We start from the raw sequence: 17,519 nt of genomic DNA, 5'->3' as shown, positions 1-17,519 counted from the left end.
CACCGTTCCGGGGCCGCTGCCCGCCCCCGGGCCACCCGGACCCGCGAAGGCGGAGACGGCCCCCGAGGACGGGCGGGCAGCGGCCCCGGAACGGTGGGAGTCCGTGGGCTGTTCGCCGATCAGATCACTCAGCGCGACGATCGGGCGGCCGGCGCGTCGATGGTGGTAGCCGTTGCGGTGACCCTGCCGGCGGATCGGCGCGGTGACCGGATCACCGATCTCCTCGCCGTCCGCCCCCGTCTGGAACCAGTCGAACGAGACGTTCTTGCCGCGCAGCACGGCGTTCTCCGACCGGACGATCACCAGCAGCGCGGTGGCGAAGGTGGCGCGCATCCGGGACTCGTCGAGCTGACGCTCGAGCTCCGCCACGTACTCCGGGTCGACCGCCTGCCGCCGCACACCCTCCGCGTCCGGCTCACCGAAGGCCTCCAGGTGCAGGGGACGGCACTGTTCGAGCTGCGCGGCGCGTTGGGTCTGGTCCTCCGGGTAGAGGAGCTCGACATAGTTCTCGATGACGTCCCACTCGATCCGCTTCTCGCCGCGGAACTGGCGGCTGAGATCACGCGCCCGGGCCCGCCGGATCTTGACGTCGCCGCTGTCGGACCAGACCTTGCGGACCACCATCTCGTAACTCACCCGATAGGGGTGGTTGAGCGCGTGGAGATGGTGGAGGAGCGCGAGCTGACTCTTGTTATCGAGTTCCGGTTTCGGTCCGCGGGGCCTGGCTCCGGAAAGCGTCATCGACGTACCGTCCGATCGTCGTGGTGGTGCGCCTGCGGGCGAACTGGCGTCGATCCGCATCCCCCATGCGGCATCGTCACCGCTCACCGCCATCCGCAGGCCATCCGGCACGACGACCGGGCCATCCGTCGACGTGATGCTCGCACCGACACTATTGGTTCCTTTCGACGGGGGGACCGGCAGGCGCGCAACTACGAGTACGCGCGAACCGGGGTCAGTGTCAACCATCCTGTCTACGGGGTTGTGGACAGAAATTCCGTGGATCTTCGGCGGGCGCGGCCGTGGTTTGTTGAGGGCACAACGTGCGGACCGAAGCCGGGGGAGGCCGAACGGCGGTGCGTATTGGCGGCGCGGCGCGACCCTGGCGTGCGGTTCATCCGGCATCGACGATGTGCACGCTCGCTCGGCGAGCAGCCGGAATTCGCGTACCTTGCCGTATTCGGGCCACTGAAATGTGATCAGGGTGGTGGTGCTGTCGACGTGCCCGGGTGTGATCGGGCTCCCCGTCGCCGCTGTTCGGTGACCGGATCGCCATCGCCCGTCCTCGCCGCCCTGGGCCGTCATGGGTGGTGATCGGTCCGGCGACCGGCTCGGCGGGCGGGTCCGGCGATCGCGCCCGATGATCGCGAGGAGCCATGTCGCCACGGGAAGTGAATCACCGATGGGGTCCTCGCGCGGCCGGAATCGAGAAACTGCTGGCGATCCGGCGGCCGGATCGTGCCGCCACGGCAGGTTCCGGCCGCCGGCGCCGGGTCGCTCGCGTCGGCTCGGCTGCGTCTGGCTGGCTGCGTCTGGCCGGCGGTGTCTGACCGGCTGCGTCGGGTGGGCGGGACCGGGCGAGGCGGATGGGATCGGTGCGGTGAGAGTGACACGCTGGAGGGCACTCGCCGCATCCTCGAGTTGGTGACGCTCGGTCGAAATCGGTTTGACCTCACGTTGGGTTGAAGTCGTAAGGTCGCAGCGCGTCCGGGACTCGTCGCCCTCCGGGCCGCCCCGGCCGATGACTCCTTTCGGCCGTCGCATGCCCAGGGACCGGGGGGTGCCGCCGCCTGTCGGCGTCAGGACGGTGGACGGTGGTCCGCGCCGTCCCGGACCGCCGGGTGGACGCCGCACGGCCATCTGACCGCCCAGGAGAGGACCGCATGCTCATCCGGCTACTGCGGGCGTATCTCGACCGCTACCGCAGACCCCTGGCCGCGCTGGTGTCGCTGCAGCTGGTGGCGACCCTCGCCGTGCTCTACCTGCCCACGCTGAACGCCAACATCATCGACCACGGCGTCGTCGTCGGCGACACGGGTTACATCCTGCGCACTGGTGCGATCATGCTCGGGGTCAGCGTTCTGCAGCTCGCCTGCGCCGGTGCCGCGGTGCTGTACGGCTCGCGCACCGCGATGGCCGTCGGGCGGGACCTGCGGGCCGCCGTGTTCGACCGGGTGCAGGCGTTCTCGGCGCGTGAGGTCGGCCGCTTCGGCGCGCCGTCGCTCATCACCCGGGCCACCAACGACGTCCAGCAGGTGCAGATGCTGGTCCTGCTGAGCTGCACGCTGATGGTCTCGGCGCCGATCATGTGCCTCGGCGGCATCGTCCTGGCCGTGAACCAGGACGCGGTGCTGTCCCTGCTGCTGGTCGCGATCGTCCCGGTGCTGCTGGTCGTGATCGGGCTGATCGTGCGGCGGATGCGCCCGCTGGGGCGGGGCATGCAGGAGCGGCTGGACACGGTCAACCGCATCCTGCGCGAGCAGATCAGCGGCCTGCGGGTGATCCGCGCGTTCGTCCGGGAGGACCACGAGCGGCGCCGCTTCGGGGCGGCCAACGACGACCTGACCGACGTCGCGCTGCGCTTCGGGCGGCTGCTGTCGCTGATGTTCCCGCTGGTGCTCACCATCGTGAACTTCTCCAGCGTCGCGGTGCTCTGGTTCGGGGCGCACCGCATCGACTCCGGCGGCATGCAGATCGGCGCGCTGACCGCCTTCATCAGCTACCTGATGCAGATCCTCATGTCGGTGATGATGGCGACCTTCATGTTCATGATGATCCCGCGGGCGGAGGTGTGCGCCGAGCGCATCCAGGAGGTCCTGGAGACGGAGTCGTCGCTGCGCCCGCCGGAACACCCGGTGCGGGAGCTGCGCGGGCACGGGCAGCTGGAGCTGCGCGGGGTGGGGTTCCGCTACCCGGGGGCGGAGGTCCCGGTGCTGCGGGGGGTGAACCTGAACGCCGGCCCGGGCCGGACGACGGCGGTCATCGGCAGCACCGGCAGCGGCAAGACCACCCTGCTCGGCCTCGTCCCGCGCATCGCCGAGGCGACCGAGGGCGCCGTCCTCGTCGACGGGGTCGACGTGCGCGAGCTCGACCCGGCCGTGCTCGCCCGCACCGTCGGCATCGTGCCACAGCGGCCGTACCTGTTCACCGGCACGATCGCGTCGAACCTGCGCTACGGCAATCCCGACGCCACCGATGAGGAGCTCTGGCGCGCCCTGGAGATCGCTCAGGCCCGGGACTTCGTCGAGGCGCTGCCGGACGGGCTCGACAGCCCGATCGCCCAGGGCGGCACCAACGTGTCCGGCGGCCAGCGTCAGCGCCTCGCGATCGCCCGGGTGCTGGTCCACCGACCCGAGATCTACCTGTTCGACGACTCCTTCTCGGCGCTCGACTACGCCACCGACGCGCGGCTGCGCGCCGCGCTCGCCCAGGAGACGGCCGACGCCACCGTCGTCATCGTCGCCCAGCGGGTCGCGACGATCCGCGACGCCGACGAGATCATCGTGCTGGAGCGCGGCGAGGTCGTCGGCGTCGGCACCCACCACCAGCTCATGGCGGACAACCCGACCTACCGCGAGATCGTCCTCTCGCAGCTCACCGAGCAGGAGGCGGCGTGAATACGCAGGCTCCCGGACCGAAGCGGCCGCCCGTGCCGGCCCCGCGGCGCGGCCCGGCCCCGATGGCCGGCCCCGGCCGGATGTTCGTCGGCCAGGGCGCCGTCGAGAAGTCCGCGGACTTCGCCGGCTCCACGCGGCGGCTGCTGGTCCTGCTGCGGCCGCAGCGGCTGGCGCTGACGGCGGCCGGCCTGCTCGCGGTCGCCGCCGTCGGGCTCAACGTGACCGGGCCGCGGCTGCTCGGCCATGCCACCGACCTGGTGTTCGCCGGGGTGTTCAGCCGGCGGCTACCCGCCGGCCAGTCGAAGGCGGAGGCCGTCGCGTCGCTGCGGGCCAGCGGGCACGGTACCCAGGCGGACCTGCTCGCCTCCCTGGACGTCACGCCCGGCCGGGGGATGGACTTCGACGCGATCGGCCGCGTCCTGCTGCTCGTCGTCGTGATCTACGCGGCGGCCGGGCTGTGTGGCGTGATCCAGGCGCGGCTGACGAACCTGGCGATCCAGCGGGTCGTCAGCCAGCTGCGGACCGACACGCAGCGAAAGATCTCCCGGCTGCCGATCCGCTACTTCGACGGCCAGGCGCGAGGCGAGGTGCTCAGCCGGGTCACCAACGACATCGACAACCTCGGCCAGAGCCTGCAGCAGAGTGTGTCCCAGCTCGTGGTGTCGGTGCTGACCGTCGTCGGCGTGCTGTCGGTGATGATCTGGATCTCCTGGCTGCTGGCGCTGGTCGCGGTCATCACCGTGCCGGTGTCGGTGATCGTGGCGGCGCGGGTCGGCAAGCTGGCCCAGCCGCAGTTCGTCGCCCAGTGGCGGGTCACCGGGCGGCTGAACGCCCACATCGAGGAGATGTACACCGGCCACACGCTGGTCCGGGCGTTCGGCCGCCAGGAGGAGTCCGCACGGGCCTTCCAGGAGTACAACGAGCAGCTCTACGCGGCGAGCTGGCGGGCGCAGAGCCTGTCCGGGTTGATGCAGCCGGCGATGATGTTCATCGGTAACATCAACTACGTGCTCGTCGCGGTGATCGGCGGGCTGCGGGTGGCCTCGGGCTCGCTGTCGATCGGCGACGTGCAGGCGTTCATCCAGTACTCGCGGCAGTTCAGCCAGCCGATGTCGCAGGTCGCCAGCATGGCGAACCTGCTGCAGTCCGGCGTGGCGTCCGCGGAGCGGGTGTTCGAGCTGCTCGACACCCCCGAGCAGGAGCCGGACCCGGTCGAGCCCGCGCGCCCCGAGCAGCCCCGCGGGCTGGTCGCCTTCGAGCACGTGGGGTTCCGCTACCAGCCGGACAAGCCGCTGATCGAGGACCTGTCGCTGGTCGCCGAGCCGGGGCACACGATCGCGATCGTCGGGCCCACCGGCGCCGGCAAGACCACGCTGATCAACCTGCTGATGCGGTTCTACGACGTGACATCCGGGCGGATCACGCTGGACGGTGTGGACATCGCCGCGATGTCCCGCGACGAGCTGCGGGCACAGATCGGCATGGTGCTGCAGGACACCTGGCTGTTCGGCGGCACGATCGCCGAGAACATCGCCTACGGCGCCGAGGGGGCCACCCGCGAGCAGATCATCGAGGCGGCGCGGGCGGCGCACGTCGACCGGTTCGTCCGTACCCTGCCCGCCGGCTACGACACGGTGCTCGACGACGAGGGCACCGGGGTCAGCGGCGGGGAGAAACAGCTGATCACCATCGCCCGCGCGTTCCTCGTCGAGCCGCTCATCCTCGTCCTCGACGAGGCGACGAGCTCGGTGGACACCCGTACCGAGGTGCTCATCCAGCACGCCATGTCGAGGCTGCGGGCGGGGCGGACGGCGTTCGTCATCGCCCATCGCCTGTCCACCATCCGCGACGCGGACACCATCCTGGTGATGGAGGACGGCGCGATCGTCGAACAGGGCGATCACCGGACGCTGGTCGACGCCGGCGGCGCCTACGCGCGGCTCTACCAGGCTCAGTTCGCCCAGGCCGTCGCCGAGATCTGAGACCGCCTCGCCGGGGCGCGCGCCCGCGTGCGCGCCCCGGCCCGGGGCGGGGCCCGGCCGAGGGCGCGGGCGCGCGTGTGCTCCTGATCTCCCGGCAGGGCCGCCCGGTCGTCCCCGACACCCGGTCGCCGGGCGCTGGATCATGCCCTGTTGGCCTTGGTCGCGCCCGCTACATGCCATTTCCTGCCCTTTCGCGGACATCGGGGTGTACGCGACGCGTCTGGGGAAGGACGCTGTGCGCCGAATGCCGGATCATCGGCATCCGCACACGTCAGGGAGGATTCATGGCCCGCCTACAGGGCTCCTACAGACCAGCGCTGGGCACACCCGTCGGAGAGGTCCCCGACGAGGCGCCGATCGACGTGACCGTCGTGCTGCGCCCCGCCGGGCAGGACACCTTCGACGCCGATCCGGACGACGTCGCCGCCGTGCGCGCCTTCGCCGAGCGGCACGGGCTGACCGTCGGCGAGGTGGACGCGCCGGCGCGCACCGTCCGGCTGCACGGTCCCGCCGCCGCCGCCCGCACCGCCTTCGACACCCCGCTCGCGCTCTACGACAGCGGCGGGCGCACCGTGCGCGGCCGGGAGGGCACCCTCGCCCTGCCCGACGAGCTCGACGAGCGGGTCGTCGCGGTCCTCGGCCTGGACGAGCGGCCCGCCGCTGAGCCCCGGCTGCGCCCCGCCGCCGCGGCCACCAGCGGCCTGACCGCCCCGCAGGTCGCCCAGGCCTACGACTTCCCGGCCGCGACCGGCGAGGGCCAGACCATCGCGATCATCGAGCTCGGCGGCGGCTTCGGCCAGGCCGACCTCGACACCTACTTCGGCGGCCTCGGCCTGCCCACCCCGCCCGTGGCGGCGGTCGGCGTGCAGGGGGCCGAGAACGTCGCCGGCCGCGACCCGCAGGGCGCCGACGGCGAGGTGCTACTCGACATCCAGGTCGCCGGCGCCGTCGCCCCGGCCGCCGCCCAGGTCGTCTACTTCGGGCCGAACACGGACGCCGGCTTCCTCGCCGCGATCAACGCCGCCGCCGCGGCGACCCCGCGGCCGGCGGCGATCAGCATCAGCTGGGGCGGCCCCGAGACGTCCTGGACCGCGCAGGCGATGCGCGCCTTCGACCAGGCCTTCGCCGCCGCCCGCGCGGCCGGGATCACGGTGCTGGCGGCCGCGGGCGACACCGGCGCCGACGACGGGACGGACCGGCCGGTCGCCGACTTCCCGGCCAGCTCGCCGAACGTCATCGCCTGCGGCGGCACGAAGCTGACCCTCGACCCCGCCGGCGGGCGCGCCGCCGAGGTGGTGTGGAACGAGGGCGCCGACTCGGCGACCGGCGGCGGCTACTCCGGGACGTTCACCCGTCCGAGCTGGCAGCCGGCGTCGGTCGGCACCCACCGCGCCCTGCCCGACATCTCCGGCAACGCCGACCCGCGCACCGGCTACCGGGTGGTCATCGACGGCAGCCCCGCGGTGGTCGGCGGGACGTCCGCCGTCGCGCCGCTGCTCGCCGGCCTCGTCGCGCGGCTGGCTCAGCTCACCGGGAAGCCGGTCGCCGACCTCGCCGGCCTCTCCTACGCGAACCCGACCGCCTTCAGTGACATCACCGCCGGCGACAACGAGGGCTACCAGGCCAGACCGGGATGGGACGCGGCGTCCGGGCTCGGCAGCCCGCTCGGCTCGAAGCTGCTCGCGGCTCTCGGCGGCGGCACGACCACCCCGCCGACGAACCCGCCGCCCACCACTCCACCGACGACTCCACCGACGACTCCACCCACGCCTCCGGGGCGGACCACCGACGCCGCGGACACGGCGCTGTGGTCGGCGGTGGGGGGATGGGCCCACGGCCGCCACACCGGCGGCAACGCCCGCGCGGCCCAGGCCGTGCTCGCCTGGGCGCGCGCCCGGCACCTGGCCTGATCCCGGCCGGCGCGGGCCCGTCCGCCACGCTCGCGCGCCGGCCAACGCCCGGCTCGCCTGGCCGGCCCGACCTGACTCACTGGACTGGCTCGCCCGGCCAGCCAGCCCGGCCTGACTCACCGGACTGGCGCTCGCCCGGCCGGACTCACTCGGCCCGGCTGGCCAGGTCGGGCCTCAGAGGATGCGGGCGATTCCGGCGTAGATGCCGGCCTGCTGGCCGGGTAGCTCGCCGTCGACCGCGCCGTCGCCGTCCGGACGCCACAGGTGGGCGGGGACGATGCCCGGGTCGAGCAGCTCGGTCCCGCCGAACAGGGCCGTCACCTCGGCCAGGGTGCGCAGCTGGGCGGAGACGCCCTGCTTGCGGTAGGAGGCGGCGGCGTCGCGCAGCGCCGGCTCGAAGTCGCCCGTGCCGTGGCTGAGCACCAGGTAGCTGCCGCTGGGCATGGCACCGACCAGCCGGCCGATGATGCCGTGCGGATCCTCGGAGTCCGGGATGAAGTGGAAGAGCGCGATGAGGGACAGCGCCACCGGCTGGGACAGGTCGAGGGTGTCACGCAGGACGGGCGCGGCGAGGATGCCATCGGGGTCGCGGACGTCGGCGTCGAGGTAGGCGGTGCGGCCCTGCGGGGTGCTGGCGAGCAGGGCCCGGGCGTGAGCCAGGACGATCGGGTCGTTGTCCGCATACACCACGCGGCACTCGGGCGCGATGCCCTGGGCGACCTCGTGCAGGTTCGGCGAGGTGGGGATTCCGGTGCCCACGTCGAGGAACTGGCGGATGCCGAGGTCACTGGCCAGGTGACGCACGGCTCGCCGCATGAAGGCCCGGTTCTGCCGGGCGGCGACGGCGATCGTCGGCGTGGCCGCGACCGCCTGATCCGCGGCCGCCCTGTCTGCCGGGAAGTTGTCCTTGCCGCCGAGGAAGTAGTCGTACATGCGCGCGGAGTGCGGGATCTCCGGGTGCAGGTCGACGGGCTTGGGCTCGTCGGCCACCGAGCGCCACCACGGCTTGCGCCCGATCTCCTCGGAGGTGTTGTCCGTCACTGTGCCCCGCCCTCTGCGTGTCCGGTCACGGCGGGCGCCGCCGGCTGCGGTGCGCCCATATGTCAGCTAATGCTCTTAATTATCAGAGGTAATCATCGCGGATGCGCGGAGAGGGTGCTGCGGAGGGTGGTGAGGCGGGTGGGCCGCGCCTGTGACCGCGTCGGACCGCCGGGCGCGGCGACATGCCATGCGCGCCCGGCGGCCCGAGAGCGGCGATCGGCCGGTCGTGCGGGCCGGCCGATCGCGGTCCGGTCAGTTGATCAGCGAGATGAGCTGCCGCCCGTCCTGCCAGGTGCCGGTGACGTCGGTGAAGGCGTTGTCCTGCCAGCGCAGCAGTCGCACCGCGGTGTTGCAGAGGGCCGGGAAGATCGTGATCTGCTTTCCGTCGCAGGTGTACGGGTGGGCCATCACGTTCGGCTCGTCGTGGGTGGCCCGCAGGGCGGTGAGCAGGCCGTCGGCGCTTGGCTGGGGCATCTTCGCGAGCAGCGTGCGCAGGTTGAGCACCGTCGAGAACGCTCCCTGCGACGCCGAGGTGCGGTCCGCGTCCGGTACGGCCTTGCGGAAGGCGGCCACGTCCGCGTCGCCGCCGCTCGGGCCGACCGGCAGGTAGCTGGAGGCGAAGTAGAGGTTCTGCGTCTTCCCGCCGGCCGCGCGGGGCACCGCCGGGGTGGCGCAGGCGCCGACGAGATAGATGTCGCTGCGGACGTTCAGCGCGGCCGCCGCCTGCACGATACGGGCGCACGCCGCCGCCTGGAAGACGACGATGATGGCGTCCGGATTGCCGGCCGCGGCCTGGGTGAGCGCGGGGGCGAAGTCCGCCGCGTCCGCCTTCTCCGCGATCAGTCTGACGTCGGTGACCCCCTTCTTGCGGAGGATGTTCCGGGAGCCCTGGATGGCTGCGGTCAGCAGGCCCGGAAGGTCCACGTACAGCGCGTGCGCGCTGCGTATGTGCTTCGTCTCGGTCAGGTAGCTGGTGATGCCGAGCAGTTCCGCCACCGAGCCCCCGGAAAGGCCGAACGCGTTCTTCGAATCGAGCTCACCACTGAGCTGTGGCGAGCCGGTGACGTAGGGAATGTGTGCCGCCTCGTATATCGGCATTGCAGCCTGGGTACCGAAGTCGACACCACCGACCACCGCGACCGGCTTTTGGGCGACGAGGCGGTTGGCGCAGTTCTGCGACGATTCCGGGGAGCCGTCCGTGGCGCAGGTGATCAACCGCAGCGGACGGCCGCCGACGCCCCCGAGGGCGCCGTTCGCGTGGTCCACGGCGGCCTGGGCGGCCCGGCGGGTCTCGGGATATGACCCAAGGGTGCTGTTCTCGACGGTGACGAACCCGAGGTTCACCGGCGGCCCGGTCAGGTGGCTCGCCGTGGAACCGTCGGCTGCTGCGCCGCCTGCCGAGCCACCGCGCTGGCTCGTGCATCCGGCGCCGGCCACGGCGACGGAGATGGCGACGGAGAACGCGAGGAGGACGCGGGAAGCTTGTCTCACGGGCGGTCAAGCTACACTCCATCTCACCCGGTTCCTGGGTGAGACCGCCGTCCAGGCGGGACGGGAGTGATGCGGTGACAGCGCGTCCGCACTTCCGTGGTGTTGCACCTCGGTCGGCGCCGATGCCGTATATCTGCTGGGGAGCACCGTGACCACCTATGTAGCCGCAATGCTGCTGGGCCTCGGGCCCGGCGCGGTGTACGCGGCGCTCGGCCTTGGGCTCGTGCTCACCTACCGGTCGTCCGGCGTCATCAACATCGCGCATGGCGCGTTCGCCATGTTCGCCACCTATCAGTATGCCGAACTTCGGGAAGTCGGCGATCTGGTGCTTCCCGTCGTCGGACTGCCACCTCGAATTCATCTGACCGACACCCCCACGTTCGGGCTGGCTTTGTCGGTATCGCTTGTGATGGCCGCGCTGCTGTCGTTGGTGGCCTACCTGGTGGTGTTCCGGCCGCTGCGGCGGGCGCAGCCGATGATGACGGTGGTCGCCGCCGTCGGGCTCACGATCGCCCTGCAGTCCGTGGCCGTCATCCAGTTCGGTTCGGACAACCGCTTCCTGCAGCCCGTCCTGCCGCAGAAGGCCGTGCACGTGTTCGGCGCGACCGTCTCCAGCGACCGGCTGCTGCTCGCCGGGATCGTGATCGTCGCCGCCGCGGCGCTGTGGGCGATGTCGCGGTGGACGACGTTCGGCCTGGCCAGCCGGGCCGTCGCGGACGACGAGGAGACGACGGCGCTGATCGGCCGGCGCCCGGGCTGGATCGCCGCGGCGAACTGGATGCTCGCCGCCGTGCTCGCCGCGCTCGCGGGCATCCTCGTCGCCCCGATCAGTGCGCTCAACCCGACGAGTTACTCGTTGTTCGTCGTGCCGGCGCTGGCCGCCGCGCTGCTCGGTGGGCTGTCGTCGTTCGGCCTGACCGTGCTCGGCGCGCTCGGCATCGGCGTCGCCCAGGCGGTACTGCTGCCCGTGCAGCAGGACGTGAGCTGGCTCAACCAGCCCGGCCTGCGCGCGCTGCTGCCGATGATCCTGGTCCTCGCCGTGGCCGGCCGGCGCGGCGCGCTGATCCCCGGCCGCACGGCCAGCGCCGTCGTGACCGCGCCACTGCCGGTGGTCGTGCCGGCGCGGCGCCCGCTCGTCGGCCTGCTCATCGGGGTGCCGATCGGGGTCGTGGCGCTGTTCGCGCTGACCGGCGCCTACCGGCTCGGCCTGGAGCGCAGCCTCGCCGGCGCGGTGGTGTGCCTGTCGTTCGTCGTGCTCACCGGCTACGTCGGGCAGCTCTCGCTGGCGCAGATGACGATCGCCGGCGTCGCCGGCTTCCTGCTGGCCCGACTGGAGGGCGAGCTCGGGGTGCCGTTCCCGGTCGCCCCGCTGATCGCGATCGCGGCCGCCGCGGGGGCCGGGCTGTTCCTCGGCATGGTCGCGCGCCGGCTGCGCGGGCTCGACCTGGCGGTGATCACCCTCGTTGGTGGTGTGGCGATCCAGGAGGCCGTGTTCGGCAATCCGCTGGTCACCGGTGGCCTGAAAGGGTCGTCCGTGCCCAGTCCGAAGATCTTCGGACTGGACCTGGGCCTCGCCGGGCCCGGCTTCCCGCGGGTGCAGTACGGCCTGCTGTCGCTCGTCCTGTTCGCCGCGTGCGGCTACGGCGTCGCCCGGCTGCGCACCGCCGGTCTCGGCCGGCGGATGCTCGCCGTGCGGGCCAACGAGCGGGCGGCCGCCGCGGCCGGGATCGACGTGCGCCGCACCCGGGTGCTGGCATTCACCCTGTCCGCCGCGATCGCCGGCCTCGGCGGCTGCCTCATCGGCTACGGCCAGGGACGGCTGTCGTTCGACTCGTTCGGCGTCACGGCATCGCTGTTCTTCCTGGCCATCGCGGCCGTCGGCGGCGTGACAAGTGTCGGCGGCGCGCTGGTGGCCGGTCTGCTCGTCCCCGGTGGACTGGCCTTCACCCTGCTCGACCGGGTCGCGGGGCTGGGGGAGTACCAGCAGGTGCTGTGCGGGCTCGCGGTGGTCGTGCTCGCCGTCCTGCGCCCCGCCGGGCTCGTGCACCGCTCCGCCGGCGGGCCCGGGGCCGCGCGCCGCCTGCCGTTCGGCCCACCGCGGGGCCCCGACAGCCACCGCAGCCCGCAGGGCCCCGGTGCCGCGGACGCGGACGGCGGTGGCGGCGACGGCGGTGATCGCGGCGACGAGGGAAGCCCGGGGGAGACCGGCGGCCCACCCCCGGTACAGGGCGCCCAGCCCCGGCTGGCCCCGTCCGCGGTCAACCCCGGTGGTGTGTCGTGACGGTGGTGCTGTCCGTGGACATGCTCAGCGCCGGCCAGGGCCGCACCCGCATCGTCGAGGACGTCTCGTTCACCCTGGCCGCGGGCACCGTCACCGGCCTGATCGGGCCGAACGGCGCCGGCAAGACCACGCTGATCGACGCCCTCACCGGCTTCGCGACGATCTTCGCCGGCAGTGTCAGCCTGGACGGCGTCTCCCTGGCGGACCTGCCGGCGCACGCCCGCCAGCGCCACGGCCTCGCCCGGACCTTCCAGGGGCTGGAGCTGTTCGACAGCCTGGACGTCGCGGAGAACCTCGCTGTCGTCGCCCGCCCCGCGCGCGCTCCGGGTCATCTCGCCGCGCCGGGGTCCGGCGCCGCAACGGGCCAGGGGACGACGGCCACCGTGGGGGGCGCGGGCCCGCGCCGGCGCGGTGGGCGCCATGGCGCCGTTCCCGTCCGGGCCGGCAGCGCGGACGCGGAGAAGTGGGGGCTGGAGCCCGTCGCCCGTCGCCTGCCCGCGACGCTCACCCACGACGAGCGGGCCGCGGTCGCGCTCGGCCGGGCCCTCAGCGGCACCCCGAAGGTCCTGCTGCTCGACGAGCCGGCCGCCGGCCTCGACCCCGCCGACCGGCACGGGCTTGCCGGGCGGATCCGGCAGATCGCCGGGCGCGGTGTGGCCGTCCTGCTGGTCGACCACGACGTGCGGCTCGTCTTCGACGTCTGCGACCAGGTGCTCGTCCTGGACTCCGGCCGGATCGTCGCGCGCGGCCGGCCCGCGCAGGTCCGGGCCGACCCCGCCGTCCGCGCGGCTTACCTCGGCGAACCAGCGGACGGCACCGCGCCCACGCAGAGCGATGTGCCGGTGAAGGGCACGGGCGGGGCGGCTCGACCGGTGAGGGCGCAGGCGGAGATCCGGGTCCCTCGTCCGGCCAGCGGGGAACAGACGACACAGAGCACGGGGGCGGGCGCCGAGCTGCTGGTCCTCGATCGGGTGACCAGCGGCTATCACGAGGGGCCGGTGTTGCGGGAGGTCTCGCTGACCGTCCGCGCCGGGGAGATCGTCGCGCTGCTCGGAGCGAACGGCGCCGGCAAGACGACGCTGATCCGCACGGCGGCCGGGCAGCTGCCGGTCACCGCCGGCAAGGTCACGCTGCTCGGGGAACGGTCGCGCCGGGCGGGGCCGAGCGCGCTGGCCCGCCGCGGGCTGGCCGTCGTCCCGCAGGGGCGTGGGGCGCTCGCCCGGCTGACCGTCCGGGAGAACCTGAGCCTGGCCGCCGGCCGGCGCAGCCGGGACGAGATCGACCAGGTGCTGGGCTGGTTCCCGCCGCTGCGCGACCTGCTCGACCGGACGGCGGGGGAGTTGTCCGGCGGTGAACGCCAGCGGCTCGCCCTCGCGGTGGCGCTCGTCCGCCGGCCGCGGCTGCTGCTCGTCGACGAGCTGTCCTTCGGCCTCGCCCCGGGCGTGGCGCCGCGCCTGCTGAACCTGCTGCGCGGGATCGCCGCCGAGACGTCGACCGGGGTGCTGCTCGTCGAGCAGTTCGCCGCCATCGCGCTGCGCGTCGCCGACCGCGGCTACGTGCTCGACCGCGGGCGGATCGCGCTGAGCGCATCCGCAGCCGATCTCGCCGCCCGCCCCGACCTTGTCGAGGCGAGTTACCTCGGCGAGACGACCCCACCCCCCGACGAGCGGCCGTCGCCATAGCCCCGGCCGCCCATACCAGCCCCGGTTGTCCCGGTCCCGGTCCCGGTCCCGGTCACGGGCTTGGGCTTGGGCTTGGGCCTGGGAAGGGCGGCGCGGTCCGCGGTCGGTACCAGCCGCGGATCGAGGCGTCGATTCCCCGGCGGAACGCCGCCTTCGCGGCGTCGTTCGTCAGGCCGACAAGGTCGATGTAGGCAATGCCGCGCAGCAGGCCGTTCGGCTCACAGTCCTCGACCCGGACCGGCACCAGCTGCCGCTTCATCCCGTTCGGGTCGTCGGCCCACACGGCCGTCCACTCGGCCAGCACCCGCGGGGAGCGCAGATAGGCCGGGGAAAGCACCACCAGCATGCGCCGGGCATGGCTGATCGCCGCGTGGAGCTGAGCACCCTCGTGATGACCGGGGACGACGTTCCACGCCTGCAGATGGACCAGATAGTCGCGGGTCACGAGATCCCAGGCGAGCCATTCGCTCCACCCACCGTCCCTGTCCGCCGCCGAGATGACGAAATCCCAGCCCTGCCCGTCCGGTAGCACGGCCGCGGACGGCTCGGGCGCCACACGCCGCTCCGGCGTGGCGGACATGGACCCGAATGGCGGAATGAACGCGTTCCCGGAATGCGCCGCTGTGCGCCCGTCAGGGGAACGAAAGGCGCCGATCCAGGTTGTGAGGCGCATGGCTGGGATGTCGACGGTCACCGGCTGGGGAACGATCTGGAGGAGATCGGCGAGCTCGGACGCGGGTGTCGGTGCTCCGGTGAGCGCGGACGAGACGATCAGCACGACGTCCGCTGCCGGCTCGTCGTCGAGCAGGCGACTGAGCGAGGGCGCGTCGACAAGCCGGTACATCACCGCCGCCGCCGCCTCGGCCGCCGGTCTCCCGCCGCCGAGGCGACCTCGATGCAGAGCCATCCGGAGCCGGACGCGGTGGGCCGCGCCGTTCGCGTTGTGGGCGCTGATCGCGGTGCTCAGCGCACGGACCAGGGCAGCGACGGAGGCTGCCGGGATATCACCGGTGATCGTCGTGAGCAGGCGGGGGCCTCGGTCGTGCGGGGCGAGGGCGTGCTCCGAGAGCCCGCTGGAACGCGCGGCCTGATCGATCAGGTCACCCAGGCCGTGCCAGCCGGCTGGCACCAACGTGCCGGCGGGGCCCCGCAGCACCGGATCGAGCGCGACCAGCACCCCCTCCGCTCCAGCCTGACACGCCGTCGCATGGTCGCCGGACACCCCCATCTCAGGTGCCGTTTCCGGCTTCGTCGACGGTGGCCGGACAACGCCCGCGCGAAAGACCGGGTTTTCGGGGAAATCCCGCAGCGCGGCGGCGAGTATGACATGCCGGCCGTCCGGAAGCGCGCCGAGGCCCAGGTTGTGGTTGACCTCCTCCCAGAACTCCAGCGAGGTGCGCTCCGACCAGCCGGGATGCTGGGAACGGCGCAGCCCCGCGCGCTCCAGCAGGGAGGTGGCGCTGGCCGGCCGGGCGAATGCCTGCGCGAGCATGCGCACTTCCTCGATGGTCAGCCGATCCGTCACCATTCCCCCGGAATTCAGGCCGCGAGCTTCTGGGCTCGCGAAGAATCTTTGTCCCATGCCCGCACCACCGTCGCCGCGACATGCGACGGCCGGACGTTCCTCGCTGATGGTACGCGGACGTCCCCACGCCGTGAACGCGCGAATTCGGCTGCTGTCCTCCTGTCGTTGTCGGTCCCGCGAGTACGCGGCCCGCCGTTGTCTCCATCAGCGCGGGACGGCCGGTGTGACTCTTGACCGGCACGCCCGATGACTTCATACTGCAACGATTCGGTTGCGCCCGGCATGCGGAAGAGTGGCGCGATGTGTCCAACTCGAACGGCCATCACTGTGCTGAGCAGCGGCCGCCGGTGGTCGAGATCGCACCTGGTTCCGCGGGCTGCGTGGTGCCGTGTCGGGGGGGCACATCATCGTCGGCGATTCCCGCACCGTCCGTCTTCCAGCGGGCTGGGCGGTGACCACAGGCGGGCCGAGAAGCGACGGTGAGGTCGTGCGGCAGTGCGGCGGCTACTTCACCGGACCTCAGTACACGCAGATTCTGCGGCGATTCACCCCCGGCTCACCGCCGACCCACGCATCGGTCGAGCATGGCGGCGCATCCCTGCCATGGGCCACGGTCTGCTACGCACCGCGTGCCGGGGACACGATGCTCGGCCTCGCCGTCCGCTCCTGGCGCCAGCCGGACGACGAGATCCACGAGGGTGATGGTCGGCCGGTCATGACGACCGGGTTCCTCTGCGTCCCGTTCGCCAGCCTACGTGCCGCGCCCGTCTCGTACACCGGCCTGTACGACGCGGCGCTGCGGCTCGATCCCGACAGTCACCCGGACGACGCCGAGCCGATCGAGATCGACGTGGCGGCCTTCCGCCCTGACGACGTCCAGATCGCGTTGGCCGAGCTCGGGGTCGACGTGCGCACCGCGGCGGCCACGGCGGCCGCCCTCCTCGCACATCCGGTCAGGGTGTACGGCGCGCCGGCAGGCGAACCGTGGGAGCGGACGGCGAACCAGCTGCGCTACCTGGAGGCGATCGCGTCGCTGTTGCCATATGGCCAGCGGGCTCGACTGGTCGCCAGTACCTGGTGCGGGCAGGACGGGTCCAACCGGGTCCGCCTCGCCTTCGGCTCCACGGCCGGTGTGGGCGCGACCGACGGGATGGCGGTCCCGTGGGGTCGACGGGACCGCATCCTGCGGACGCTGCGCGGCGACGCCCGCACCTACTACCACCTGCTGGTCGGCCTGATCGAGGAACGGCACTGGACGCTGACGGACGTGGCCACCTGTCTCGCCGACCTGCGTGATCCACGACCCGTGACGGATGCCGGCTACGCCGTGGACGCCCTGGCCCGCCTCATCCGGCTGGGTCCGTGATCCCTGCGACGTCGAACCCCTCTCCTCCCACACTCACCCCACGCATCGGACGAACTACATGTGTGCCGGCACCCCTGCCCCGGCCGGGTCGGTCCGGCCGTGTTGTAAGCTGGCGACGCCGGCCACCACGGTGGCGGGTACGCGCTCGTAGCTCAACGGACAGAGCATCTGACTACGGATCAGAAGGTTGGGGGTTCGATTCCCTCCGAGCGCACGCACGGTTGAGACAGGTCAGAGCCCCGCACCCCCATCCAAGGTGTGGGGCTCTGCCGCTTTCAAGACCCCGAGTACTGCAATGTGTACTGCAATTGGCGGACGGTACCGCGGGTTGTGTCAGGCGGCACTCTCATCCGCTTCACTCTCTGTAGTCTCGGCCGGAGTCCGGAGCCGGGTCAGGATGTCATCCATGCTGCGGGCCGCGCCCCGGCGGACGTCCTCCAGGACGTCAACGTGGCGCTGTTGCATTGCGGGGAAGCTGGACATGCCAGCGGCCGGAGCGCCTGCTGGTCAGACTGCCGTGGCGAGTTCGGTGAACGCGGCTGCCAGCCTCAGGTGCGGGCTGCTGTCGGTCCCGAGTTCGTAGTGGCCGCGGCGGATGTTCTGGACGAGGGGTGCGACGACGAG

General features: G+C 72.5%; 10 protein-coding genes and 1 tRNA gene. 7 read left to right on the top strand and 4 right to left on the bottom strand.

What is annotated here, in order from left to right:
* The coding region (locus C1A33_RS06205) for a hypothetical protein (protein ID WP_207770183.1) at positions 1 to 741 on the bottom strand (741 nt) is incomplete at its 3' end.
* A 1,142-nt stretch (positions 742 to 1,883) separates the two neighbouring features.
* Between C1A33_RS06205 and C1A33_RS06200 the strand changes: the two genes are divergently transcribed.
* From C1A33_RS06200 to C1A33_RS06190, 3 genes are all read left to right on the top strand, one after another.
* Positions 1,884 to 3,617: an ABC transporter ATP-binding protein gene (locus C1A33_RS06200; protein ID WP_101830558.1), complete on the top strand. Its 1,734-nt coding sequence runs from the start codon at positions 1,884 to 1,886 to the stop codon at positions 3,615 to 3,617.
* A 62-nt stretch (positions 3,618 to 3,679) separates the two neighbouring features.
* Positions 3,680 to 5,599, top strand: coding sequence for an ABC transporter ATP-binding protein (locus C1A33_RS06195; protein WP_101830561.1), 1,920 nt, complete (start codon positions 3,680 to 3,682; stop codon positions 5,597 to 5,599).
* A 284-nt stretch (positions 5,600 to 5,883) separates the two neighbouring features.
* Positions 5,884 to 7,509: a S53 family peptidase gene (locus C1A33_RS06190; protein WP_101830557.1), complete on the top strand. Its 1,626-nt coding sequence runs from the start codon at positions 5,884 to 5,886 to the stop codon at positions 7,507 to 7,509.
* A 174-nt stretch (positions 7,510 to 7,683) separates the two neighbouring features.
* Here the strand turns inward: C1A33_RS06190 and C1A33_RS06185 are convergent, their stop codons facing one another.
* Positions 7,684 to 8,550 (bottom strand): SAM-dependent methyltransferase, encoded by an 867-nt coding sequence (locus tag C1A33_RS06185; protein WP_243407245.1) that lies wholly within the window; start codon positions 8,548 to 8,550, stop codon positions 7,684 to 7,686.
* Between the two features lie 252 nt (positions 8,551 to 8,802).
* A complete protein-coding gene (locus tag C1A33_RS06180; protein ID WP_101830556.1) occupies positions 8,803 to 10,041 on the bottom strand; it encodes an ABC transporter substrate-binding protein in 1,239 nt (412 codons plus the stop codon).
* A 148-nt stretch (positions 10,042 to 10,189) separates the two neighbouring features.
* Between C1A33_RS06180 and C1A33_RS06175 the strand changes: the two genes are divergently transcribed.
* The gene (locus C1A33_RS06175) at positions 10,190 to 12,322 is read left to right on the top strand and encodes a branched-chain amino acid ABC transporter permease (protein WP_101830555.1); all 2,133 of its coding nucleotides are present in this window, start codon (positions 10,190 to 10,192) and stop codon (positions 12,320 to 12,322) included.
* A complete protein-coding gene (locus C1A33_RS06170; RefSeq protein WP_243407244.1) occupies positions 12,319 to 14,004 on the top strand; it encodes an ATP-binding cassette domain-containing protein in 1,686 nt (561 codons plus the stop codon). The genes C1A33_RS06175 and C1A33_RS06170 overlap by 4 nt, the downstream gene beginning before the upstream one ends.
* Before the next feature lie 52 nt (positions 14,005 to 14,056).
* Here C1A33_RS06170 and C1A33_RS06165 read toward each other — a convergent pair whose 3' ends face one another.
* Positions 14,057 to 15,532, bottom strand: a complete 1,476-nt coding sequence (locus C1A33_RS06165; protein ID WP_279354592.1) for a toll/interleukin-1 receptor domain-containing protein — start codon at positions 15,530 to 15,532, stop codon at positions 14,057 to 14,059.
* A 448-nt stretch (positions 15,533 to 15,980) separates the two neighbouring features.
* Between C1A33_RS06165 and C1A33_RS06160 the strand changes: the two genes are divergently transcribed.
* The gene (locus C1A33_RS06160) at positions 15,981 to 16,895 is read left to right on the top strand and encodes a hypothetical protein (protein ID WP_133150576.1); all 915 of its coding nucleotides are present in this window, start codon (positions 15,981 to 15,983) and stop codon (positions 16,893 to 16,895) included.
* A gap of 141 nt (positions 16,896 to 17,036) precedes the next feature.
* A tRNA-Arg gene (locus C1A33_RS06155) sits at positions 17,037 to 17,109 on the top strand.
* Positions 17,110 to 17,519: the final 410 nt, after the last annotated feature.

The sequence above is a fragment of the Frankia canadensis genome (genome assembly GCF_900197875.1).
Taxonomy (GTDB): Bacteria; Actinomycetota; Actinomycetes; order Frankiales; family Frankiaceae; genus Frankia; species Frankia canadensis.
Note: the sequence above shows the minus strand (reverse complement) of the source record. Positions and strands in the feature narration are given on the sequence as shown.

What these genes read in the sequence shown, in the direction of transcription:
- C1A33_RS06200 (WP_101830558.1), top strand. Translation starts at nt 1,884, where the DNA reads ATGCTCATCCGGCTACTGCGGGCGTATCTCGACCGCTACCGCAGACCC.
- C1A33_RS06195 (WP_101830561.1), top strand. Translation starts at nt 3,680, where the DNA reads ATGGCCGGCCCCGGCCGGATGTTCGTCGGCCAGGGCGCCGTCGAGAAG.
- C1A33_RS06190 (WP_101830557.1), top strand. Translation starts at nt 5,884, where the DNA reads ATGGCCCGCCTACAGGGCTCCTACAGACCAGCGCTGGGCACACCCGTC.
- C1A33_RS06165 (WP_279354592.1), bottom strand. Translation starts at nt 15,532, where the DNA reads ATGGTGACGGATCGGCTGACCATCGAGGAAGTGCGCATGCTCGCGCAG.